The organism is Methylorubrum aminovorans, from assembly GCF_022179725.1.
GTDB lineage: Bacteria > Pseudomonadota > Alphaproteobacteria > Rhizobiales > Beijerinckiaceae > Methylobacterium > Methylobacterium aminovorans.
In genome coordinates, this window is sequence record NZ_BPRC01000005.1 from 39604 (window position 1) to 62798 (window position 23195).

The 23195-nt window shown below is 70.5% G+C and carries 22 protein-coding genes; 12 read left to right on the forward strand and 10 right to left on the reverse strand.

Features of this window, described 5'->3' with window-relative positions:
• The first annotated feature begins 13 nt into the window (after positions 1-13).
• The 4 genes from fliG (at position 14) to flbD (ending at position 3567) form a co-directional block, all read left to right on the forward strand.
• Complete coding sequence (gene fliG / locus MFF24_RS09340; RefSeq protein WP_012255236.1) at positions 14-1069, forward strand: flagellar motor switch protein FliG; 1056 nt, start codon at positions 14-16, stop codon at positions 1067-1069.
• A complete protein-coding gene (locus MFF24_RS09345; protein WP_238224166.1) occupies positions 1066-1692 on the forward strand; it encodes a FliH/SctL family protein in 627 nt (208 codons plus the stop codon). The genes fliG and MFF24_RS09345 overlap by 4 nt, the downstream gene beginning before the upstream one ends.
• 5 nt (positions 1693-1697) lie before the next feature.
• Positions 1698-2045 carry a flagellar motor switch protein FliN gene (fliN, locus tag MFF24_RS09350; RefSeq protein ID WP_108941805.1) on the forward strand — a complete coding sequence of 116 codons (348 nt, stop codon included), beginning with the start codon at positions 1698-1700 and terminating at the stop codon, positions 2043-2045.
• 151 nt (positions 2046-2196) lie between these two features.
• Positions 2197-3567, forward strand: coding sequence for a sigma-54-dependent transcriptional regulator FlbD (gene flbD, locus MFF24_RS09355; protein ID WP_238224168.1), 1371 nt, complete (start codon positions 2197-2199; stop codon positions 3565-3567).
• A gap of 52 nt (positions 3568-3619) precedes the next feature.
• On the opposite strand, the gene MFF24_RS09360 is transcribed toward flbD, so the two are convergent.
• Together MFF24_RS09360 and MFF24_RS09365 are read right to left on the reverse strand one after the other, a co-directional pair.
• On the reverse strand, positions 3620-3904 hold the full coding sequence (locus MFF24_RS09360) for a hypothetical protein (RefSeq protein ID WP_238224171.1): 285 nt from the start codon (positions 3902-3904) through the stop codon (positions 3620-3622).
• 22 nt (positions 3905-3926) lie between these two features.
• The gene (locus MFF24_RS09365) at positions 3927-5273 is read right to left on the reverse strand and encodes a KpsE/RkpR family capsule polysaccharide export protein (RefSeq protein WP_238224178.1); all 1347 of its coding nucleotides are present in this window, start codon (positions 5271-5273) and stop codon (positions 3927-3929) included.
• 255 nt (positions 5274-5528) lie between these two features.
• On the opposite strand from MFF24_RS09365, the gene MFF24_RS09370 reads away from it, so the two are divergent.
• Together MFF24_RS09370 and MFF24_RS09375 are read left to right on the forward strand one after the other, a co-directional pair.
• On the forward strand, positions 5529-5981 hold the full coding sequence (locus tag MFF24_RS09370; RefSeq protein ID WP_373322681.1) for a (2Fe-2S) ferredoxin domain-containing protein: 453 nt from the start codon (positions 5529-5531) through the stop codon (positions 5979-5981).
• On the forward strand, positions 5974-7143 hold the full coding sequence (locus MFF24_RS09375) for a lysylphosphatidylglycerol synthase domain-containing protein (protein WP_238224182.1): 1170 nt from the start codon (positions 5974-5976) through the stop codon (positions 7141-7143). The genes MFF24_RS09370 and MFF24_RS09375 overlap by 8 nt, the downstream gene beginning before the upstream one ends.
• Before the next feature lie 63 nt (positions 7144-7206).
• On the opposite strand, the gene MFF24_RS09380 is transcribed toward MFF24_RS09375, so the two are convergent.
• The 4 genes from MFF24_RS09380 to MFF24_RS09395 form a co-directional block, all read right to left on the reverse strand.
• Positions 7207-7764, reverse strand: coding sequence for a biliverdin-producing heme oxygenase (locus tag MFF24_RS09380; protein WP_238224183.1), 558 nt, complete (start codon positions 7762-7764; stop codon positions 7207-7209).
• A 7-nt stretch (positions 7765-7771) separates the two neighbouring features.
• A complete protein-coding gene (locus MFF24_RS09385) occupies positions 7772-10393 on the reverse strand; it encodes a histidine kinase dimerization/phosphoacceptor domain -containing protein (protein WP_238224185.1) in 2622 nt (873 codons plus the stop codon).
• Positions 10394-10617: 224 nt separating this feature from the next.
• The gene (locus tag MFF24_RS09390; RefSeq protein ID WP_238224187.1) at positions 10618-11994 is read right to left on the reverse strand and encodes a dihydrolipoyl dehydrogenase; all 1377 of its coding nucleotides are present in this window, start codon (positions 11992-11994) and stop codon (positions 10618-10620) included.
• 3 nt (positions 11995-11997) lie between these two features.
• Positions 11998-12804 (reverse strand): SDR family NAD(P)-dependent oxidoreductase, encoded by an 807-nt coding sequence (locus tag MFF24_RS09395; protein ID WP_133089175.1) that lies wholly within the window; start codon positions 12802-12804, stop codon positions 11998-12000.
• 269 nt (positions 12805-13073) lie between these two features.
• Here MFF24_RS09395 and MFF24_RS09400 point away from each other — a divergent pair, with 269 nt between their 5' ends.
• Together MFF24_RS09400 and MFF24_RS09405 are read left to right on the forward strand one after the other, a co-directional pair.
• The gene (locus MFF24_RS09400; RefSeq protein ID WP_238224193.1) at positions 13074-13502 is read left to right on the forward strand and encodes a VOC family protein; all 429 of its coding nucleotides are present in this window, start codon (positions 13074-13076) and stop codon (positions 13500-13502) included.
• A 20-nt stretch (positions 13503-13522) separates the two neighbouring features.
• The gene (locus MFF24_RS09405) at positions 13523-13993 is read left to right on the forward strand and encodes an SRPBCC family protein (protein ID WP_238224194.1); all 471 of its coding nucleotides are present in this window, start codon (positions 13523-13525) and stop codon (positions 13991-13993) included.
• 65 nt (positions 13994-14058) lie between these two features.
• Here the strand turns inward: MFF24_RS09405 and argF are convergent, their stop codons facing one another.
• The 4 genes from argF to MFF24_RS09425 form a co-directional block, all read right to left on the reverse strand.
• Positions 14059-15009, reverse strand: coding sequence for an ornithine carbamoyltransferase (gene argF, locus MFF24_RS09410; protein ID WP_108941792.1), 951 nt, complete (start codon positions 15007-15009; stop codon positions 14059-14061).
• Positions 15010-15037: 28 nt separating this feature from the next.
• Positions 15038-16228 carry an aspartate aminotransferase family protein gene (locus tag MFF24_RS09415; protein ID WP_238224195.1) on the reverse strand — a complete coding sequence of 397 codons (1191 nt, stop codon included), beginning with the start codon at positions 16226-16228 and terminating at the stop codon, positions 15038-15040.
• 179 nt (positions 16229-16407) lie between these two features.
• The gene (locus tag MFF24_RS09420; RefSeq protein WP_238224196.1) at positions 16408-17355 is read right to left on the reverse strand and encodes a helix-turn-helix domain-containing protein; all 948 of its coding nucleotides are present in this window, start codon (positions 17353-17355) and stop codon (positions 16408-16410) included.
• A 316-nt stretch (positions 17356-17671) separates the two neighbouring features.
• Complete coding sequence (locus tag MFF24_RS09425; RefSeq protein WP_108941789.1) at positions 17672-17890, reverse strand: hypothetical protein; 219 nt, start codon at positions 17888-17890, stop codon at positions 17672-17674.
• A gap of 487 nt (positions 17891-18377) precedes the next feature.
• Here MFF24_RS09425 and MFF24_RS09430 point away from each other — a divergent pair, with 487 nt between their 5' ends.
• The 4 genes from MFF24_RS09430 (at position 18378) to MFF24_RS09445 (ending at position 23143) form a co-directional block, all read left to right on the forward strand.
• Positions 18378-19673: an HlyD family secretion protein gene (locus MFF24_RS09430; protein WP_166060618.1), complete on the forward strand. Its 1296-nt coding sequence runs from the start codon at positions 18378-18380 to the stop codon at positions 19671-19673.
• A complete protein-coding gene (locus MFF24_RS09435; protein ID WP_238224197.1) occupies positions 19670-21841 on the forward strand; it encodes a peptidase domain-containing ABC transporter in 2172 nt (723 codons plus the stop codon). The genes MFF24_RS09430 and MFF24_RS09435 overlap by 4 nt, the downstream gene beginning before the upstream one ends.
• Before the next feature lie 70 nt (positions 21842-21911).
• Positions 21912-22385 carry a RidA family protein gene (locus MFF24_RS09440; RefSeq protein WP_238224199.1) on the forward strand — a complete coding sequence of 158 codons (474 nt, stop codon included), beginning with the start codon at positions 21912-21914 and terminating at the stop codon, positions 22383-22385.
• Positions 22382-23143, forward strand: a complete 762-nt coding sequence (locus MFF24_RS09445) for a glycerophosphodiester phosphodiesterase family protein (protein ID WP_238224203.1) — start codon at positions 22382-22384, stop codon at positions 23141-23143. Before MFF24_RS09440 ends, MFF24_RS09445 begins: the two co-directional genes overlap by 4 nt.
• Positions 23144-23195 lie beyond the last annotated feature (52 nt).

A 23195-nucleotide genomic window follows, 5' to 3' on the forward strand; every position in this document is an offset into this window, starting at 1 on the left:
GAGGAGAGGGTTCGTGTCCGCGGGCGTAAACTTCAACGCTGCCATGGAGAGCCTCGACGCCTCGAAGGCCTTCGCCGAGATGCCGGGCCCGCAGCGCGCTGCCGCGCTGCTGCTTCTGCTCGGCGAGGAGGAGGGCGCGCCGATCTGGCAGCGCCTCGACGAGGACGAGATCAAGCTCGTCAGCCACGCCATGGTGCAGCTCGGCTCGCTGGAGGCCGCCACCGTCGAGCGGCTGATCGTCGATTTCGTCTCGCGCCTGTCCTCGGGCGGCGGCATCACCTCGAACTTCGAGCGCACCGAGTCGCTCCTGCTCAAGATCTTCCCCCCTGAGCAGGTCTCCTCGATCATGGCGGAGATCAAGGGCGCGAGCGGAAAGCGCGTCTGGGCGAGCCTGACCCAGATCGATCCCGAGATCCTCGCGAACTTCCTGCGCAACGAGTACCCGCAGACGGTGGCCGTCGTGCTCTCGAAGGTGCGGGCCGACTACGCCGCCAAGGTGCTCACGATCCTGCCGGAGGAGTTCGCCATCGACGTGCTCAACCGGATGCTGCGCATGGAGACGGTGCAGAAGGAGGCCCTGCGCCACATCGAGGAGACCCTGCGCACCGAGTTCGTCTCGACCATCGCCCAGACGACGCGGCGCGACGCGCACGAACTCATGGCCGAGGTGTTCAACGCCTTCGACCGGCAGACCGAGACCCGCTTCCTCGCGGCGATCGATCAGGCCAACCGCGGCTCGGCCAAGAAGATCCGCCAGCTCATGTTCACCTTCGAGGATCTCCTGAAGCTCGATCCGGGCTCGGTCCAGACCCTGATGCGCAAGGTCGACAACGACACCCTGTGCCGGGCGCTGAAAGGCGCCGACGAGCGGGTGCGCGCCTTCTTCATGCGCCAGATGTCGACCCGCGCGGCCAAGAACCTCACCGACGAGATGGGCTCGATGGGCCCGATCCGCCTCAAGGAGGTCGATGAGGCGCAGGCCAAGATGACGGAACTCGCGAAAGAGCTGGCCGAGAAGGGCGAGATCATGATCGCCAAGAACGGCGGCGAGGAGGAGTTGGTCTATTGAGCGCGCGCGCCTCCCGCCCCTTCCTGTTCGACACCGATTTCGGACGCCCGCGCGGCCCCTCCGCCGCCGATGCGGAGGCCGCCGCCCGGACCGAAGCCGAGCGCGCGGCGCTGGAGGCGGCGGCCTATGCCCGCGGCCTTCAGGACGGCCGGGCCGAGGCCGCCCTCCAGGAACAGGCGCGGCTCGCCGACGCCCTGACCCGGGTCGGGCTGGCCGCCGCCGGCCTGCTCAACCAGTCCGATGCCCGTGACGGCGAGCGCGAGGCGCAGGCGCTGGCCTTCGCGAACGCGCTCGCCCGCCGGATCGCGGGCGAGGCCCTCGACGCGCGCCCGCTCGCGGCGGTGGAGGAGGCGGCCCGCTCGGCGCTGCGCCACCTGCGCGGCGTGCCCCATCTCGTCCTGCGGGTGAACGAGGCGCTGGTCGATGACGCCGAAACGCTGATGAAGCGTCTCTCCCGCGAGCACGGCTTCGAGGGCCGCCTCGTGGTGCTGGGCGAGCCCGACATGGCACCGGGCGACGCCCGGCTCGAATGGGCCGATGGCGGCGTCGTGCGCGAGCGCGCCCGCATCGAGGCCGCCGTTGAGTCCGCCCTCTCTCCCAACTTCGCCAGCGCGGAGGCCTGAGCCCGATGTCGAGCGACGATTTCAGCCTGCCCCAGCTCAACGAGGGCGACCTGCCCTACGACGAGGGCGGCCCCGGCTCCGTGCGCGACGCGCCGACGTCTCCGAAGAGCGCAGCGGACCTCGAACAGGTCTTCGACGTGCCCGTGGTGGTCTCGGCGGTGCTGGGCTCCTCGCGCATGCCGATCGGCGACCTGCTGCGGCTCGGCCCCGGCGCCGTGCTCGAACTCGACCGCAAGGTCGGCGAGGCGATCGACGTGTTCGTCAACAACCGCCTCGTCGCCCGCGGCGAGGTCGTGCTGGTCGATGAGCGCCTCGGCGTGACCATGACCGAGATCATCAAGAACGATCACTGATCCTTGGGTGTGCCGATCCCGGCCTGCGGCCGGGATCGGCACGTCCGGCGGATGGCCGCCGCCCCGCCGTCGCGGGGGCGGCCTGCGATGAGGGATCATCGCAGGCCGAGCGGGCCATCTGAATCGGAAGAATTGTCGGAGGTACCACGCCATGCGGCTGCTCATCGTCGGACGGCTCTCGGGCGAACTCGTCACCGCCTCGAAGATCGCCATGAACCGGGGGGCCTCGGTCACCCACGCGGACGGGATCGACCAGGGGCTCGCGGCCCTGCGCGCCAAGGGCGGTGACCTCGTCATGGTCGATGTCGGCCTCGACATCCGCCGGATGGTTCAGGCGCTCTCCGACGAGCGCATCCGCACGCCGGTGGTGGCCTGTGGCATCGCCTCCGACGCGCGCGCCGCGGTGGCCGCGATCCAGGCCGGCGCCAAGGAGTACATCCCCCTCCCCCCCGATCCGGACATGATCGCGGCCGTCCTGGAGGCCGTGGCGGCGGATGCCCGCAGCTTCGTCTGGCGCGATCCGTCGATGGAGCGCGTGGTGCGGCTGGCCGAGCAGGTCGCGCGCTCGGAGGCTTCGGTGCTCATCACCGGCGAGAGCGGCACCGGCAAGGAGGTGCTCGCCCGCCACGTCCACGCCAAGTCGAACCGGGGAAACCGCCCGTTCGTCTCGGTCAATTGCGCGGCGATTCCCGATGCCCTGCTCGAATCCGAGCTGTTCGGCCACGAGAAGGGCGCCTTCACCGGCGCGATCGCCCGGCGCATCGGCCGGTTCGAGGAGGCCAACGGCGGCACGCTGCTCCTCGACGAAATCTCCGAGATGGACGTGCGGCTACAATCCAAGCTGCTGCGCGCACTGCAGGAGCGGGTGATCGACCGGGTCGGCGGCGGGGCCCCCGTCAAGGTCGATATCCGCGTGCTCGCCACCTCCAACCGCAACCTCGCCGAGGAGGTGAAGAAGGGCACGTTCCGCGAAGACCTGTTCTACCGCCTCAACGTCGTGCACCTGCGCCTGCCGCCCCTGCGCGAGCGGATGGCCGACATCCTCGAACTCACCGCCCACTTCGCCCGCAAATATGCGGAGCTGAACGGCCTGCCGCTGCGGCCGCTGGCCCGCGAGGCGCAGGCGCTCGTCGCCCGCAACCCCTGGCCCGGCAACGTGCGCGAGTTGGAGAACACGATCCACCGTGCGGTGCTGCTGGCGCAGGGATCCGAGATCGGCCCCGACGCGATCCTGAGCCCGGAGGGCGAGTCGCTGGCCGCGCCCGCCGCCTCCGGCCCGGTCGAGCGGGCGGCGAGCGCGGCGGAAGCCGCCACCCGCGGTCTCGTCGGGCGCACCGTAGCGGAAGTCGAACGCGACCTGATCCTCGACACCCTCGACCATTGCCTCGGCAACCGCACGCACGCCGCGCGCATCCTCGGCATCTCGATCCGGACCCTGCGCAACAAGCTCAACGAATATGTCGAGGCGGGCCTGCAGGTGGCCGAGCCCGGCGGGGTGCGGGCGGTGGCAGCCTACGGCTGAGATCCGACGGGGCCGAAGGCTGCGGCGCGCACCTGCCACGCGCCCGCGCGCCTCACCGCTTCTTGGCGAACTGCGCCTCGTACTCGGCGTTCTGTGCCGCGCGCGCCTGCTCGATCTTGCGCAGGGTGAGGAAGCGGACGATGTCGAACTCGACGTCGCGGATCGTCTCCTCGATCAGATGGCGCTGGAGCAGGATGCGGGGATCGTCCCCGGCCAGGCTCTCGCGCTCCTGGAGCCGCTGCACCGCCTGCCGGACCACGGTGTAGACCTGCTCGCGCTCCTCCCGGCTCATGGACGGGCTGACGGCGCGAGCGATGAGGTCGGTGAAATCCGCCATGACAACCGTCCGCGTTCGCCGCTCAGAGCCGGTTGTCGTTGACCGCCGCGGTCACGAGCGAGACCGAACTCCACAGCACGGTAAAGCAGAACAGGGCCGCGAACAGGGCGTAGAACGGGGCCGGGTACTCCGAATAGGTCGGCAGAAGCGGCGGCACGAAGGTCGCCAGATAGATCTGCTGCTTGGCCGCCGCGATCCGGGCGCGATCGAGGATCAGCTGCATCGAGGAGTTGAGCTTCTCCGCCACCGTCTGCTCGACCATCAGGCCCTCGTATTCGAGCAGGGCCTGGGTGAGGTTGTGCTCGGAATTCGAGACGATGCCGTCGGTGGTGAGGCGGCTCTGCAGGTCCTTGATCTGGCCATCCAGCGCACCGACGGTGGCCACGAGCACCTGGATGCCGCGGCTCTTCTCGTCGAGCTTGGAGTCGCGCAGGACGCGCAGGTCGTTCTCCGCCTTGATCTTGTCCTTGCGTAGGAGTTCGATCGTGGTCACGGCGGCCTCGGCCGATTTCACCGGGTCGATGATGCCCCAGCGGTTGCGGAATTCCTGCAGGGCGAACCGCGCTTGCTTGAGCCGCTCGGCGGTCTGCTCGACCTCCTTCTTCGCGTTGGTGATCATGTCCTCCTGGGCCCGGCGCGAGATGCCGTTGACCAGGGTCTCGGAGCGGGTGATCACCTCCTGCGAGATCGCGACCGCATCCTCGGGCTTGAAGGCGCGCACCTTCAGGTGGATCACGCCGGAGATCGCATCGATCTGCGGAATCACGTGCCGGCGCCAGTAGCGCACCAGCTTCTCGACCGGCTGGCTCTCGTCGTAGCGGGCCCAGAAGTCGATCCCGTCTTCCGAGAACATCTTCGCGAGGCCGAGCTTGGCGTCGATGGCTTCCACCATCGGCCGGCTGCCGATGTAGTCGCGCAGGATGAAGCTGTCCTGGCTGTTGTGCTTCTGGATCAGGTCGGTGTGCAGGCCGAGTTCGGCGCTCGCCATCGGCTCGACGTTGCCGCGCACGGCGAACTGCGACTCGACGATGTATTGCGGCGAGGCGATCACGAAGACGTAGAGCCCGACCACCGCGGTCGGCAGCAGCGCGAACAGGGCGTAGCTGCGGAACAGGCGCTTGACCATCCGCTCGGGCGGACGCGCTTCCCGCGGCCGCAGGCCGGGCAGCCGGGTCCATTCGAGACCGCGCCGCGCCCGATCGACCAGGGCTGTGCCGAGAGACCGGCCCCGGCCGGGCGCGACCGGCTCGATCGTCTCGGCGTTGCGCCGCAGGTCCGGCACGGAGCGCCGGGCGAGCTCCATGAGCGACTGGACGCTCGGGCTCGGCCGGACTCGGGTCGCCTGCTTGACCTCGTCGTCGGAACTCATCGAATGGGGGTCCTCACGGATCCACGGCCGGAGCGCGCCCGCACGAAATGCCTCGCGCCCGCCCCCCGCGATACGCACGGGCAAGGCTTTTCGGCAAGCTCGGGCAGCATCCTGTCTGGTGGTTCAGGTCACGTTCTTTTCGGCCCTTTTTAAGGCGCGGCGATCCGCCGGGATTGCGCCTCGGGCGGGGGGGCTGCGATACCGCCCCGGACATCGGGGCACGGCCCGAATCGAGCAGGCCGGACGGGAGGGCATGTGGCAGGGCGGCAGGATCCGGGCGGGGCGGCCCGCGAGACCCAGGGCGAGACGGTACGGAGCGAGGCGACGAGGGCCAAAATGACAGGGCCCAAGACGGCCAAGGCGGGCTTCTCGGATCTCGTGCTGGTCTGCCGCAAATGTGCCAAGCGCCAGGGCGTGGCCCGCAAGCAGATCGGCCGTGCCGTCAAGCGAGCGCTCAAGCAGGAGGCGCGCGGCGACGGTTCCGCGAAGCGTGCCGGCAAGGTCCGCCTCGTGGAGACGGGCTGCCTCGGGCCCTGTCCCAAGCGGATGCTGACGCTGGCCACGCCGGATTCCCTGGCCCACCGCCGCGTCATCCTCGTCGATCCGGCGCTCGAAGACCTCGCCGCTGGGGGCCTCGTCCTCGCGCCCTTGCCGGCGTCGATCGAAGCGAGTCCCGAGGTGCCGGCCGATGGAGCGGGGAATGGCTGAGTCACCCGCTCGCCGCGAGGAGCGGTGTCAGGAGCCCGGCGACCTGCGCCACGATCGGCGCCCCGCCGAACCATCGCTGCCGCAGCGCCTCCTGCGCGGGCTGCTGCGCCGGTTGCCGCTCGTCGGCACCCTGGTCGGACTGGGGCTGGGCGTGTGGCTCGTCGCCACCAACGACCTCGCGGCGATCGGTGCGGCCTTCGGGCGGATCGGTGCGGCGGGTCTTGCCGCCATCGTCGGGGTGCGGGTCGTCATCGTGCTCCTGTGCGGGCTCGCCTGGGCGAGCGTGCTGGCCGGCCTTCCGCCCTCCGGCCGCTCCCGGACGGGCGCCCCGGCCGAGCCTCCAGTCGAGACCGGCGCCTTCGTGATCCTGCGCTTCGTGCGCGAGGGCGTGAACGTGCTGCTGCCGGTCGCCTCGGTGGGCGGCGAAGTCGTGGGCGGGCGCCTGCTGACCTTCTGGGGCGTCGCGGGCAGCCTCGCGGCGGCCTCGCTCCTCGCCGACATGCTGATCCAGGTCGCGACGCAGGTGGCCTTCACCGGGCTCGGCGCCGCCCTGCTCTGGCGGCTGCCGGGGGAGGCCGCCGCCGCGCTCGCGTGGTGGACGACGCAGGCCGCCGTCGTGGCGGTGGCGGCGGTCGCCGCCTTCTTCGCCCTGCAGACGCTCGGCGTGGCGCGCGGTCTCGAGCGGCGCCTCGCCGGCCTCGGCCGTCGCTTCCTGCGCTCGGCGGCCCCGGAGGGGGCGAAGCCGGAGGGAGACGCCGCCGGCATCCTCTCGGTGCAGGAAGCTCTCGATGCGGTCTGGGCGCGAGACCGGCGCGGGCGCATCGCCCAGTCGGTCGCCCTGCACGCCGTGGCCTGGGGACTCGGTGCGGCCGAGATCTGGATCGTGCTCGCCTGCATCGGGGTCGAGGTGAGCCTGACCGAGGTTCTGGTGCTGGAATCTTTGTCCCAGGCGATCAAGTCGGCGGCTTTCGCGGTGCCGAGCGGGCTCGGCGTTCAGGAGGGCGGCTTCGTCGTGGTGGGCGCTCTGTTCGGGCTCGATGCGGGCACCGCCATCGCCTTGTCGCTCGCCAAGCGCGTTCCCGACGTGGTTCTCGGCCTGCCCTCGCTGATCGTCTGGCAGAGCCTCGAGGCGAAGCGGGCGCAGGTGCTGCCGCCGCGCTGAACCGGACTTTCGAAAGGACGCGTCCTTGTCATAGGGCCCAGGGCGGAGCCCCGGACGAGCGCCTCACCCCTCGCCCGCGACGAGCCAGCGCCGCATCGCCTCGAAGGTCGCAATCCCGGCGGCGAAGGCCGCGGCGGCTTGCCCCTCCGGCAGCCCGTCCAGCCGCTCGCGAAAGCTGCGCCAGAGCGGCCCTGTCTCTCGCCCGCGGCCCGCGTAATAGGCCAGCGGCACGCCCGCCCCGTGCAGGCGGGCGACGTGGCGGCCGATGACGGCGCCGCCGAGCGTCGAGCCTTCCAGCACGTAGAGCGCGCCGAGCGCGGCGCCCGGCCCGTCGAGCCAGGGCGCGGCGGGCGCGGGCAGGGTGTCGGGTGCTGTCCCGTCGAGGGCGCGCAGATCCGCGTCGAGGGAAGGGAGCCGCCGCCGGGGATCGAAGAAGGGCGCGTCGGCGAGCGCGACCCCGATCACCGGCTCGTAGGCAGCGTGGAAGCCGCGCAGGCCCGCCAGCAGGTCGCGGTAGCCGGGCAGCGTCGCCACCCGCGCCTCCCAGTCGAGGTCGCGCTCCAGCGCCTCATGGGCCGCGGCCGTGGCTCCCCGCAGGCGGGCGTGCAGGCTGTCGCTCAAGGAGGGCTCAGGCGTGAACGGTGAAGCAGGCGCCGTCGGCGTTCTCGACGTCGAGGCGCGCGCCGATCTGGTCGAGCATGGCCCGGATCAGCTTCATGCCGAGTCCGGTGCCGCGCGCCTTGCCTCTCTCCCAGCCCGGCGGCATGCCCTCGCCGTCGTCGCAGACCCTGAGGCGCACGGCGCCCTCCCCGCCCGCGACGGTGACACTGATCCGCGCACCCTTGTCGGGCCGGCCGGCATATTTGAACGCGTTGGTGACGAGTTCGGTGGTGATCAGAGAGAGCGCGACCGCGTGGCGGTAGGGCACCATCAGGCCGGGCTCCGCGGTCAGCTCGACGCTGTGCTCGTCGCCGGCCATGCCGGCGAGGTCGCTGCACAGGGCCTGGATGGTCTGGCCGAGATCGACCTGCTCCATGCTCTCGCCCTGATACAGGCTGTCATGGACACGGGCGACGCTCATGACGCGGGCCGAGGTCTCGGAGAAGGCCTGCCGCGCCTCCGGGTCGGCGATCTGGCGGCGCTGCATGTGCAGGAAGGCCGTCACGATCTGGAGCGAATTCTTGACCCGGTGGTCGATCTCGCGGGTGAGCAGATCCTTCTGCTCCAGCAAGCGCTCCTTGTCGGCGAGCAGGCCCGTCAGTTCATCGATCTTGCGGCGCTGGCGCAGCACCACACCGTCGACGGCGTCGGCAAGTTGGGCGGCGAGCGCCACCTTCCACGTCGCCCAGGGTGTGGAATGCCCGCGGCGCTCCTCGATCCAGCGCTCGAACGAGCGCCGCGGCAGCACCGCCACCGGGCCGCTGCCGGGCAGAACGGGTTTGCGCGGGTCGCCGCCCCAGGTCACGGTGCTCGGCACCTCCGGCTTCACCCAGAACAGGAGGTGCTGGCGCGAGGAGCCGACGAAGGCGGCGAGCAGGCCGCTGGCGTTCTCCGTGTCCGCCGCGGCCGGCGCGTGATGCAGCACCAGCGTGTCGGTGACGAAGGTGGTCTCGCCCGGCGCCAGACTCTCCCGCAGCCAGTCGGCGAGCGCGCGCACCTTCGCCGCTTCCGGCGTGGCACCGACGAGGCAGACGGATTCGTCCGAGACGATGCCGGCGCCGGTGGCGCCGAACAGGTCGAGCAGGGTCGGGCTGCCCTGGGTCAGGGAGGCGACGAAATCGTCGGAGCGGGTGAGCCCGCGCACGAGCCGGCCCTGCACGTCGAGATGGCGCTGCCGCTCGCCCCAGAGCGCCTTGCCCTCGATCTCCTGCACCCGCATGGCGAAGCCGTCGGTGAGCACGGTGGCCGCGGCACGAGTCTCCGGCGCGACGTAGTGCGGCCGGCGGTGATGGCCGATCATCAGGCCCCAGAGCCTGTCCTCGACCATGATCGAGATCGACATCGAGCCGTCGACGCCGAGATTGCGCTGATATTCGAGGTGGATCGGCGAGAGCGAGCGGTTCTGGGCGAAGGTGAGGTCGATCGGCGCGTTGCCGGCGGAGCGGTCGGCGACGAGCGGCACCGGCACGCAGTCGCGATCGATCACGAAGCGGCTCTTGGCCTTGGTGTAGAGGGCGCGGGCCTGGGCCGGGATGTCGGAGGCGGGAAAGCGCAGGCCGATCAGCGGGCGCTGCCAGTCCGGCACCATGTCCTCGGCGATGGCCTCGCCGTTCCAATCCGCGTCGAAACGGTAGACCAGCACCGATTCGAAGCCGGTCATGGCGCGGATTTCGAGGGCAGCGATCTGCGCCGCCTCGGTCAGGGTCTCGGCGGCACGCAGCCGCATCATGGCGAGTTCGGCGTCGAGCGGGCTCGCGGTGAGGAAGTCCTCGGGCCGCTCCGGCGCCAGTTCCAGCTCGACGATCACCCGGCCGAGATGGGCGTGCGCCACGAGGTGGAAGCGCTCCTCCCGCAGCGGAAGCGTGAGCGTGCGGCGCAGGAGGCGCCCGTCGGTCAGGGTGTGGGCGGCCAGCCCGTCGCGGATCGCGGAGACGATCGCGCCCGGCAGCAGCGCCTCCAGGTTGAGGCCGGTGGGCGGAAACTGCTCGGGGGCCAGCACGTCGGCGGCGTTGGCGCTGAAGGCCAGGATCTGGAGGGTCACGGCGTCGGCGGCGAGCATCACCGCGTTCGGCTGGATCGAGCCGGGGATGTGGATCGGCTCGCGCTCGCACAGGCTCGGATCGACCGGTTCGGCCCGGCTGCGCTGAGAGATCGCGGCGAAAACGGCCTCGCGCGAGGGGCCGGCGGCGATCTGCTCGAGGGGGCTGATCGTCAGCCACGTGCAGTTCGCCCCCGCTCGCAGGCCGATCCGCGCCCGCAACGGGGCCGGGATGCGGCCGAACACGAATTCGAAGGCTTGGCCCGCCACGGCCCGGCGCTGAGCGGCGAGGAAGCGGCCGTAAAAGCCGGGCACGTGGGCGCTCGGCACGAGATCGCGGAAGAAGTTGCGCCCAACCATCGCGTCGGGCGGCAAGCCGCACAAGCTTCCCGCGGCGCGATTGCAGGCGAGCACTCTCCCGGCGGCGTCGAGAGCGAGAATGCCCACGCCGATTTCATCCCGCTGCTCGGGGGTGAGCGCGTCGAGATCGACCGGAAGGTCGATCGGACCATCATTCGGTCCCCTGGCGTGCATCTGCGACGGATCGACCATTACGGCAGCCGGTATGCCTTCCGCGCTCGGGTTACGCAATGCCGAGGCGCCTGCAGCCATTCGTTTGAGATCACCGAAACGTCGCACCAAGTGCCTGAGAAGCCCAAGCTTTGTCTAAATGCATACAGACGCCGCGACACAGTGCGTAAGCCGCGCAGAGCCACCGCGGCACGCGCGGCGGCGCGCTCCGAAAAGCGGTCGCAGCAAAGCCCGACCCGTCCACCTCACCGATCCGCGAGATCGGACAGGGCCGTCTCGAGCCCCTCCTCCAGGGTCGGATGGTAGAACGGGCGATCGCGCAGGCTCCGGACGTCGAGCCCGTCCTGCACCGCGTAGGCGAGGAGGTGGCCGAGATGCTCCACATCCGGGCCGATCAGCTCGGCGGCGGCGAGGCGCCCGTCGGCCTCCGCGTAGAGCCGGATACCGCCCTGCGCCCGATCCATCACCTGGGCCCGGCCCTGGTCGCAGAAATCGGCGCGGCCGACGCGATGGCCCGCCTCAGGGTCGAAGCCGCCGCCGATCACGGCGATCTGCGGATCGCTGAACACCATGGCGAGCGCCACCCAGCGCCCCGGCCGCTCAGCGCCCTCGCCGCGGGCGAGCCGCGCCGCGTTGCGCCCGGCGATGCGGCCCTGGCGGCTCGCCTCGTGAAGAACCGGGCGGTCCGCGTTGGCATCGCCGGCGATCAGGATCGGCGCACCCTCGCAGATCAGCGAGCGGGGATCGTGCATCGGGCCGCCCTTTTCGTTCAGGCGCATGCCGGTGCGATCCAGGCCGATGCCCGACACGTTCGGCGGACGGCCCGCGGCGGCCAGCACCCGATCGAAGCGCCGCTCTCCCTTGCCGCCCTCGCCGTTCCAGCCGAGGCGCGCGCCCTCCCCGTCCGTCGCACCGCTCTCGACCTTGGCGCCGAGATGGAGGTCGAAGGCCTCCGAAAAGATCTCGCGGGCGGCCCGCTTCAGGTCGGGGTCGCCCAAGCCCCCGAGGCTGTCGCCGGGATCGAACACGCTGGTCGCCACACCGAGCCGGGCCATGGCCTGCGCGAGCTCCAGGCCGACCGGGCCGGCTCCGAGCACGGCGAGCGAGGCGGGCAGATCCTCGATCTCGAACAGGGTATCGGTGGTGAGAACCCTGTCACCGAGCCCCCGCAACGGTTCGGGAACGCTCGGGCTGGAGCCTGTCGCCAGCACCGCCGCCTTGAAGCGCAGGCGGGTGTGGTCGTCGATGCGCAAGGAATCCGGCCCCTCGAACACGGCTCGGCCGGTCAGGCGCGTCTCGTCCGGCAATCGATCAAGCCCCTCGAACACGGAACCCACGAACCGGTCGCGCAAGCGCCGCATCCGGGCCAGCACCGCCGGGCCGTCCACCTGCACCGCGCCGACCCGGATGCCGAGCCGATGCGCCGCGCGGGCCTCGTGCGCGGCCTCGGCCGCGGTGATCAGCAGCTTCGAGGGCATGCAGCCGACACGGGCGCAGGTGGTGCCGCCGGGCCCCTGCTCGATCAGCACGGCGCGGGCGCCCGCATCGAGGGCGGCGCGATGGGCGGCGATGCCGGCGGTGCCGGCCCCGATCACCGCGACGTCGCAAGACATCTCGCGCATTGCTCAGGACGCCATGGTGAGGACGGCGCCGCCGTCGACCCGCAGGTTCTCGCCCGTGATGTAGCTCGCCTGTTCCGAGCAGAGGAAGGCCACGGCCGACGCGACCTCCTCGACCCGGCCGCGGCGCTTGGCGACGATGCCGGGACGCTTCTCCTCCAGGAAGCTCTCGATCGCCTCATCGAACGAGACGCCGAGCTCCTCGGCGCGCTTCTCCATCATCGCATCGGTCATCGGCGTGGCGACGAAGGCGGGCGCCACGGAGTTCACCAGCACCCCGTCCGGGCCGTAGGCCTTGGAGAGGCCCTTGGTCAGGTTCATCAGGCCGGCCTTGGCGGCGCAGTAGGGCAGTTCCTCGACATAGGGCTGGACCGCGTCCTCGGAGGTGAAGAACACGATCCGCCCCCATTTCTGCGCGCGCATCCCCGGGATGAAGGCGCGGGCGACACGGACCGCCGCCATCAGGTCGGCCTGGATCGTGGACATCCAGCCCTCGTCGTCGATTTCCAGGAAGTCGCCGGTGGCCCCGGTGACGCCGGCGGCGTTGACGAGGATGGTGGGGGTCTCGCCGAAGGCTTGATCGGCAAAGTCGCGCAGCTTGCGCGCGCCGGCGTCGCTGGAGAGGTCGGCCTGGCACGCCTTCACGGCACCGAGGGCGGCGAGCCGTCCGGCCGCCTCCCCCAATTCCTTCTCCTTCAGGTCGGAGAGGACGACCTTCACGCCCTCGCGCAGCAGGTACTCCGCGCTCGCGTAGCCCATGCCGGAATCGCCGCCGGTGATCACCGCGACGCGGCCGCTGATGCCGAGATCCATAGTTCGACCTTCTTCGTTGGCGGCGTCCGGTTCGACCGTTCCGTGTCGGCGCGGGCTACCCTTTGATAAATGCGCGGGCCAACGGAGGGCGTCGGGGATCGTTCCAGTCCGGCGCCGGGCTGCGGCGATCCGACCGCCGCCTCGGACGGAATGAGAGGCGGCTCTCGTCCGTGGCGGACGGCCTTTTGCGCGCAAAAACACTTTGCACGGGCGCCGGCCCGCGGCACCCTCCCGGCCCTGGCGATAGTGACACGAAGAGGGAGAGCAAGATGAGCGAGACCGAGGCGACGCAACCGGGTCCGGCCGTTCCCCCGAAGGGCGGCGTGGTCGCCTACCTCACCGTCGATGGTGCCCTGCGGGCGGCGGAGTTCTACCAGAAGGCCTTCGGTGCCGAGATCCTGGCCTCCGTGCCTCCGGACGAGAAGGGGCGGACCATGCACGTTCACCTCGCCGTGAACGGTACCTCGGTGATGCTGTCCGACGCCTTTCCCGAATACGGCCACCCGCTCAAGGCACCGCAGGCCTTCAGCCTGCTCCTGCCGGTCGACGACATCGCGGCGTGGTGGGACCGGGCGGTAGCGGCGGGCGCCGAGGTGGTGACGCCCTACCAAGAGATGTTTTGGGGCGACGTCTACGGGCAGCTGCGCGATCCGTTCGGCGTGATCTGGGCGATGAATCAGCCCAAGCGTGCCGCCTGATCCAATTCGGGAGACAGACCATGAGCGACGCCGACGATCCGCGCGACCTCGTCCTCACCCGCCTGATTCCGGCGCCGCGCCGGGCGCTGTGGCGGGCCTGGACCGAGCCGGAGTTGCTGAAGACGTGGTTCGCGCCCGCACCCTACACGACACCGATCGCCGAACTCGATGTCCGGCCGGGCGGGTCGAATCTCATCGTGATGCGCAGTCCCGAGGGGCAGGATCTGCCCAACCGGGGCGTCTATCTGGAGGTGGTGCCGGACACGCGCCTCGTCGTCACCGACGCCTACAGCGCGGCCTGGATACCGTCCGAGAAACCGTTCCTGACGGTGATCCTCACCTTCGCCGACGAGGCCGGTGGCACACGCTACACCGCGCGGGCGCGTCACTGGACGCTCGAAGACCGCCAAGCGCACGAGGCCATGGGGTTCGCGCAGGGCTGGGGGATCTGCGCGGATCAGCTCACCGAGGTGGTGAAGGGATTGGGCTGACGGGCTCCCAAATGCCCTCCCCCTGCGGGGGAGGGGGATGCGCGGTTACCGGGATGCGCTGCGGGTCAGGCCGCCTCGCCTAGGCACCAGGCCAAAATACCCTTCTGCGCGTGCAGCCGGTTCTCGGCCTCGTCGAACACCACCGATTGCGGGCCGTCGATCACGTCTGCCGTGACCTCCTCGCCGCGATGGGCCGGCAGGCAGTGCATGAAGACCGCGTCCTTGGCGGCGGCGGCCATCAGCTTGGCATCGACCCGGTAGGGCGAGAGCAGGTTGTGGCGGAAATGCTCGTCGTCGTCGCCCATGGAGACCCAGCAATCGGTCACGACGGCATCCGCTCCCTCGACCGCCGCGTAGGCGTCGGTGGTGGCGTTGACGCGCGCGCCCTCGCGCTTGGCCCAATCGACGAGCGCCGGCGGCATCGCCAGCTCCCGAGGCGCGGCGACGTTGAGGGTGAAGTCGAAGCGGGCGGCGGCGTGGACCCAGCTCGCCAGCACGTTGTTGGCGTCGCCCGACCACGCGATGGTGCGGCCCTTGATCGGCCCGCGATGCTCCTCGAAGGTCAGCACGTCGGCCATGATCTGGCACGGATGCGAGGCCTTGGTCAGCGCGTTGATGACCGGCACCTCGGCATGCTCGGCGAGCTCCATCACCAGGCCGTGGTCGAGGGTGCGGATCACGATCGCGTCGACGAAGCGCGACAGCACGCGGGCGGTGTCGGACACCGTCTCACCGCGGCCGAGCTGCATCTCCTTGCCCGTCAGCATCAGGGTGTCGCCGCCGAGCTCGCGCATCGCCACGTCGAAGGAGACGCGGGTGCGGGTCGAGGGCCGGTCGAACACCATCGCCAGCATCTTGCCGGTGAGCGGTCGCTCCGCCGCGCGCTGGCCCTTCACCCGCGCGCGCTTCATCGCGGCGGAGGTGTCGAGGACGCCGCGCAGGGTTTCGGCGGAGAAGTCCTTCAGGTCGAGGAAATGGCGGACATGCGGGCCGCTGCCGTTCAGGGTCGTGGTCATCTCAAATTCTTCGCTCGCGACGCTCCCCTTAGGCAGCGCCGCGCATCTGCGCCTCCAGATCGGTCGCCGCGGCCTCCAGCCGGGCCACGGCCTCATCCAACTCCGCCTCGCCGATGATCAGCGGCGGCAAGAGACGAACCACGTTGTCGCCGGCCGGGATCACCAGCAGGTGCCGCGCGCGGGCGGCCGCGGCGAACTCGGTGTTCGGCAGGTTGAGCTTCAGGCCGCGCATCAGCCCCTGCCCGCGCAGCTCGGCGAAGACGTGGGGGTGGCGGTCGATCAGACCGGCGAGCTTCTGCGTCAGCAGCAGGCTGATGCGCTCGACATGCTCGAGGAAGCCGGGCGCCAGCACCACGTCGAGCACGGCGTTGCCCACCGCCATGGCGAGAGGGTTGCCGCCGAAGGTGGTGCCGTGGGTGCCGGCGACCATGCCGCGGGCGGCCTCGCGCGTGGCGAGGCAGACGCCGAGCGGGAAGCCGCCGCCGATGCCCTTGGCCGCGCTCATGATGTCGGGGGTGATGCCCGACCACTCGTGCGCGAAGAACCTGCCCGTGCGGCCGACGCCGGTCTGCACCTCGTCCATGATGAGGAGCAGGCCATGCGCGTCGCACAAGCTGCGCAGGCGCCGCAGCGTCTCGCCGGGAATCACCCGCAGGCCGCCCTCCCCCTGGATCGGCTCGATCATCAGGGCAGCGGTCTCCGGGCCGATCGTGGCTTCCAAAGCGGCGAAGTCGCCGACGGGCACCTGATCGAAGCCCTCGACCTTCGGGCCGAAGCCCTCGATGTATTTCTGCTGGCCGCCGGCCGCGATGGTCGCGAGCGTGCGCCCGTGGAAAGCGCCCTCGAACGTGATGATGCGGTAGCGCTCCGGATGGCCGCCGGCCGCGTGGTACTTGCGCGCCATCTTGATGGCGGCCTCGTTGGCCTCGGCGCCGGAATTGGCGAAGAAGGCCACGTCGGCAAAGGTCGCGTCCACGAGCCGCCGGCCCAGGCGCTCCCCTTCGGGGATCTGGAACAGGTTCGAGGTGTGCCAGAGCTTCTGCGCCTGGGTGGTCAGCGCATCCACGAGATGCGGATGGGCGTGGCCGAGCGCGTTGACGGCGATGCCGGCGCCGAAATCGAGGTAGCGGTCGCCGTCCTCGGCGACCAGCCATGCGCCCTCGCCTCGCTCGAACGCGATCGGGGCACGGGCATAGGTCGGCAGCAGGGCGGAGGTCACGCGGGTCCGTCTCCTCGGGCTCGATCCAGGGGGAAGTCGCCAAAAGAAAGTGCCGCCTCGGGGGACGGGCGGCACGCGCGCGATTACTATGGAAGCGGCCGTGTCTGTCAATCGCGGCGGCGGGTTTGCCGGCCCCGATTCGACCGGAGGTGGTGCCGTGCGGCACCCCGCACGCGCGGTCAGGCCCGCTGCAGCCGGGCCGCCTCGGTCGGCGAGCGCCCGATCACCTTGCGGAAGGTGCGCCCCATCCGCCGCGCATCGGGAAAGCCCGCACGCTTGGCCGCCTCGCCGAGGGAGACCGTCCCGGAGCGGATCAGCGATTGGGCCAGGGTCACGCGCTCGCGCAGGACATATTGATAGGGCGTGACGCCGAAGCTGCCCTTGAAGGCCCGTACGAAGTAGCCCTCGCTGAGGCCCGCGGCTTCCGCCATCTCCCGCAGGGACAGGGGCGCATCGATTCGCGCGGCGACGAGGTCGCGCACCCGCCGCGCCTGCCGCGCGGTGAGGGCCGCATTCCGGCGCGGGTTAGGCGGCGCCAGGGCACCGGAGACGCGCAGCACCGCCAGCGCCACGCTGTCCACCAGGAGCGCGTCGGCGGCGGTGTCGTGCCCGCCCGCCTCCTGCCCGAGGGCGGCGAGCAGGTGGAACACGCTCATCCGCTCCGAGAGGTCGTCCGTGAGCGTCGGGATCTCGGCCTGGGAGAGCGGCGCCTCGATCATCCGCTCGACCGCCGCCGGCATGTAGGCGAGGTAGCGCCCGCGGCAGGGCCCGCTCCAGGCCGTGCTGCCGACAAAGCCGGGGCCGCGCAGCACGAAGGCGTCGGCGATCCGCTCATCCGCCCGCTCGTCCGGCATCGCGCCGTCGCGGAAGGTCAGTCGTGTCGGCCGGTCGCCGGGACGGTCCTCCGGGCCGGGATGCCAGGGATTTCGCCAAGTGTTGTGCGACGTGCCCTGCCAGGTGCCGACGAGAAGTCCGTCCACGCGGTGGGTACTGTATCCCGCGGATTCGTAGGCGAAATCGAGAAAGGCGACGCCGTCGAGGCCGCTTGCCGGGATCTGGCCGAAGATCTGGTCGGGCGAGGCGGAGAGTTCGCCTTGCACGGAGGCGTTGACGAACGGGACGCTCATCGGCCGCTTCGCTCTCCCCGTCTCTGCCGCTTCGAGGCGGCGTGGTTCCGGTTCCGCCGTGTCGCGCGCCGCCGCCAGGGTCGGCGGCCGGACGGCGAACGGTCATGCTTGCATCCGACTCGGCAGAACGACACCTGGGCCGATCCTGTTCCTTCGCCGGCCAAGTGTAATAGCCAGATGCGCCGGCCAAGCGCCGGCCAAGCGCCGGCCGCGCTGCGCTGCGCCGAACCGTTGAGCCCTGCGGAAGCGGTGGGGTTGACCGCTTCCGCAGGGTGGACAGCCCCGAGGGGGCTGACCTCAGAGGCTGCCTGAGGGGTTACTTGCCGAGCACGCCGCCCAGGAGGCCTCCGACCGCGCCGAGCACGGTGTCGAGCGTGCCGCCGACGAGGCCGCCGACCTGATCGACCACGCCGGAGACGGCGCCGAGTTCCTGGCTGAGATCGAGTTCCACGCCGACGCCGAGAGACAGACCGCCGCCGACCTGATCCAGCTCCGCAGCGTTCAGCTCGCGGATGGTGTCAATGTTCTGCTGCATGTGTTCTCCTTAGTCCGTACGATATTGGAAGATCGTTCTGTATTTATGTCTTCCCGTGGAATAAGAGCGGCGTTGCTGCGCTGCTCTGCTGGATAAGGTACGGATATTAGTCCGGCAGGCAACCCGGTTTGTGCCGGCAGAGCCGAGCGGATCGAAAAGGAAACGGAGGAATGGACAAATCTTGCCCTTCGAAATCACCACCAACGGTCGTGAATACGTCGCGTCGGCTGCTCACAGGCAACCGCATTGCTCAGCCCTACGCCTTTCGGCGGTGTTCCGGGACGTCCGCACGGGAGGCGCGACCGACCGGACATCGGGGGACAAAAATTGACTTGCCCCGCCGGTGATCGGCCGCCCTACCCGCCCGCTCGAATAAAGCTCTGAAATGACTACGGATTACGACAAGCATGCGTCAGAATAACGCACCATGCCGCACTGTCGCAGGCTGGAGCGCTGGCCGGAGCGAGACCTACGGGGAGGCCCGGCCGTGAACGCGCCGCTGTTCCGTCAAGAGGTCGTCGAGGCGCGTCGAAGCGCTTGGCTCGGCGAGGCGCAGGTGGTGCAGCCGCTCTCCGTCCGCGTCGTGGTCGGCCTCTGTCTCGCCTTCGCCGTCTTGGTCGGCCTCTATGCCTGGCTCGGCAGCTACACCCGCCGGGTTCACGCGAACGGTCTGCTCGCGCCCGATATCGGGCTCATCACCGTGGCGAGCCCGCTTGCAGGACGGGTCAGTGCGTCGGGGGTCAAGGAGGGCGACCGGGTCGAGCGGGGCCAGCTCCTCTTCACCATCGATCTCGACGCGGTCTCCGCGAGCGGTCCGACCCAGGAGCGGGTGATTGCCCAGCTCGGACGCCAGCGCGAGAGCGTCGAGCGCCAGCGCGCCGCCCGCGCCGCCATGGCCGCGGCGGAAAAGGAGGGCTTGCGCGAGCAGATCGCCAACCTGGAGGCGCAGCGCGCCAAGATCGACGAGCAGCTCGCGCTCCAGGAGAAGCTGGTGCCGCCGCTGAAAGCCCGCGCGGACGAACTCGCCGACCTCGTGACCCGGGGCTTTGCCCGCGCGGCCGACTTCCAGAGCCAGAACTACCTCTACCTCCAGGCGACCTCGCAGCTCGCGCAATTCCGCCAGGGCGGATTGCAAGTCGAGGGCAAGCTCGGGGATCTCAAGGCCAAGCTCTCGACCTTCGATGAGACATTGGCGCGCGACCTCGCCGAACTCGATCGCAGCGCCGCCCAGCTCGAACAGCAGCGGGCCGAGAGCGAGGCGCGCCGCGCCATCGAGGTGCGCGCCCCGGAGCGCGGCATCCTCACCTCGATCCGGGCCCAGGCCGGGCAGACGGTGGCGGCGGGGGCGAACCTGCTCACCCTGCTGCCGAGCGAGGGCCGGCTGCAGGCCAACCTGTTCGTCGATTCCTCGGCGATCGGCTTCATCGAACCGGGAGCGAGCGTGATGCTGCGCTACGCCGCCTTCCCGTTCCAGCGCTTCGGCCTGCACCGGGGCATCGTGACGGAGGTGACGCGCGCGCCGCTCGAAGGCGACGGCGCCGCCCAGCCCGAGGCGGCCCGCGATGCCGCCAGAAATGCAGGGAATGGGGGCGTCTACCGCATCATCGTGCGGCCGGACGCCGACAGCGTGAGCGCCTATGGCGAGCAGCGTCGGCTCGAGGCCGGGATGCGGGTCGAGGCCGACATCGCGCTCGAGAAGCGCCCGCTCTACCGCTGGCTCCTCGACCCCCTCTACCACGTCAAGCGCAGCGTCGATCTCGTCACGGAAGGAGGCGCGCGGTGAGCCTGCTGTCGGATCTTCAGTTCGGTTTCCGGCGGCGCTTGCCGGTCGTGCTCCAGGCCGAGGCCGCCGAGTGCGGCATGGCCTGCCTCGCCATGGTGCTGGGCTATCACGGGCGCCGGGTCGATCTCGGAAACTTACGCGCGCGCCACGCCCTCTCGCTGAAGGGCATGACGCTGCGCAATCTCATGGACCTGTCGGGCACGATGGGGCTCTCGACGCGGGCGCTCAGGGTGGAGTTGCCCGATCTCGGCCGGCTGCGCCTGCCCTGCATCCTGCACTGGGGGCTCAACCACTTCGTCGTCCTGGCCAAAGTCGGGCGCCGGGAGATCGTAATCCACGATCCCGCCCGCGGGCGCCGTTCTTTGAGCCTTGCGGAAGCCTCGCGGGACTTCACCGGTGTGGCCCTGGAGGTAAGCCCGAACCAGAGCTTCGTGCGGGAGAAGGCCGCGCCGGGCCTCGCGCTCTCCGACCTGTTCCGCGGCATGGCCGGCATCCGCTCGGCGATGACGCAGATCCTCGTCCTGTCACTCGGGATCGAACTCGTCGCGATCCTGATGCCGATCGCCTCGCAGATCGTCATCGACGAGGTGATCGTGAACGGCGACCTCGATCTGCTCCTCGTCGTGGCCCTCGGCCTCGCTTTGCTTCTGGTGCTTCAACTCGGCCTCGGCGTCGCCCGAAGCTGGGCGATCATGCTCACCGGCACCAAGCTGAATTACCAGTGGTCGGGCTCGCTGTTCGACCACCTCTCGCGGCTGCCGCTCGACTATTTCCAGAAGCGGCATGTCGGCGACGTGATCTCCCGCTTCGGCACGCTCGCCACGATTCAGAAGGGCATCACCACCGATCTCGTCCAGGCGCTCCTCGACGGGCTGATGTCGGTCGGCATGCTGATCATGCTGTTCCTCTATGGCGGCTGGCTCGCCCTGGTGGCGCTTGCCGCCACCGCCCTCAACGCCGCCATGCGCATCGCTGCCTACAAGGCCTACCGCGAGGGCACCGAGGAGGCGATCGTCGCGGAAGCGCGCCAGCAGAGCCACTTCATCGAGACCGTACGCGGCATGGCGAGCGTCAAGCTCCTGAACCTGCGCGAGCGCCGCCGCGGCACCTGGATGAACCAGTTCGTCCAGGCGCTGAACGCCCGGCTGCGGCTGCAGCGGCTCGACCTCGTGTTCGGGCGCGGCAACGAGTTCCTGTTCGGCGCCGACCGTCTGATCCTGCTGGTGCTCGGCGCCCGCGCCGTGATCGACCAGTCGATGACGCTCGGCATGCTGGTGGCGTTTCTGGCCTATCGCGACCAGTTCTCGACCCGCATCGGCAACCTGATCCAGTCAGGCTTCCAACTGCGGATGCTCAACGTGCAGACCGACCGGCTCTCGGACATCGTCATGACCGAGCCGGAGGAGGCCGCAGCACCCATGGCCGCCGCGGTGGAGCCCGTCGCCGCGCCTGCCCTCCTCCCCGGCGGCGAGCGTCCGCCAGTGCGAGGGGCCGGGTTGCGCGCCGTCGGCCTGTCCCTGCGCTACGGCGCCGACGAGCCCTGGGTGTTCCGCAACCTCGGCCTGGAGGTGCCGCCGGGCGAAAGCCTCGCGATCACCGGCCCCTCGGGCTGCGGCAAGAGTTCGGTGATGAAGATCCTGATGGGCCTGCTGCCGCCCTCCGAGGGCGCCGTGCTGGTCGATGGCCGCGACATCCGCGCCGGGGGATTGGCGGCCTACCGCGCCCGCATCGCCGGAGTCATGCAGGATGACGGGCTGTTCGCCGGCTCGATCGCCGAGAACATCGCCTGTTTCGACGAGCGGCCCGATCCCGGCTGGATCCGCGAATGCGCTGGCCGCGCCGCGATCCTCGACGACATCGCCCGCACGCCGATGGGCTTCGAGACGCTGGTGGGCGACATGGGCTCGACGCTGTCCGGCGGCCAGCGCCAGCGGGTGATCCTGGCCCGCGCCCTCTACCGGCGCCCGGAGATCCTGTTCCTCGACGAGGCGACGAGCGCGCTCGACGAGCCGACCGAGGCGGTGATCGCCGCCGCGCTCCGCGACCTGAAGATGACGCGGGTCATCGTCGCCCACCGCCCGGCGACCGTGGCCCATGCCGACCTGCGCTACGACTTTTCCGCCGACGCGCCGCGGGTGGCGGCGCAGGCGAGGGAGACCGCCGGTTGAAGGGGCCCTCCCCCTTGCGGATCGCCCCGTGGCCGTGCTCAGAGCCCCGCAGCATCAAGGAGAGACGGCGATGAACTCGGTGAAGGAACGTCTGGAAGCGCTCGGCCTGAAGCTGCCGAAGGCGGCGGCCCCGGTCGCGAACTACGTGCCCTACATGCGCACCGGCAACCTCGTCGTCATCTCCGGCCAGATCTGCTTCGGGCCGGACGGCACGCTCGACCCGGCCCACAAGGGCAAGCTCGGCGCCGAGGTCTCGGCCGAGCAGGGGATCGCGGCGGCCCGGCTCTGCGCGCTCAACGTGCTGGCCCAGGTTCAGGCAGCGGTGGGCGACCTCGACCATGGTGTGGTGCAATGCGTGCGCCTCGGCGGCTTCATCAATGCGGTGCCGAGCTTCGCCGGCCTCGCCCCGATCATGAACGGTGCCTCGGACCTGATGGTCGAAGTGCTGGGCGATCGCGGCCGTCATGCTCGCTCGACGGTGGGCGTGGCCGAGCTTCCCCTCGACGCGGCGGTCGAGGTCGAGGCGATGTTCGAGGTCGCGTGAGCGCGACCCTGGATCGGGCGCCGGACTGGCTCACCGGCCGTCCGATCGCCCATCGCGGCCTGCACGACCGCGCGAACGGCATCCCCGAGAACACCCTGGCCGCGGCCGAGGCAGCGGTGGCGGGCGGCTACGCCATCGAGTGCGACGTGCAGCTCAGCGCCGACGGCGAGGCGATGGTGTTCCACGACGAGGCGCTCGGGCGCCTCACCGAGGCGTCCGAGCGGGTGGACGCCCGCACGGCCGCCGAGCTCGGCCGGCTGACTGTGGCCGGGACGGCGGAGCGCATCCCGACCCTGCCGGAATTCCTGGCGCGGGTCGCGAGCCGCGTGCCCGTCATCGTCGAGATCAAGTCGCGCTTCGACGGCGACCGTCGCTTGACCCGTCGCACCGCCGAAATCGTCTCACGCCTCGACGCGCCGGTGGCGCTGAAGTCCTTCGATCCCGGCATCGTCGCCACGCTTGCCGAGATCGCGCCGGACCGGCCCCGCGGCATCGTCGCCGAGGCGAGCCAGGACGACCCGCATTACGCCCTGCTGACGCCCTCCGTGCGGGCCGAATTGTCGGGCCTGCTCCACCTGCATGTGAGCCGTCCGCACTTCCTGTCCTGGCGCGTCGGCGACCTGCCGGGCCCCGTCCCCTATCTCTGCCGCCGGCTCGGGAACATGCCGGTGATGACCTGGACGGTCCGCACCGAGGCACAGCGGGCGCTGGCCCAGGAGCACGCCGACCAGATGGTCTTCGAGGGTTTCCGCCCGTAACGGGTTTCGAAAGGACAAGTCCTTCTCATAGGGTGCAGGGCAGAGCCCTGCT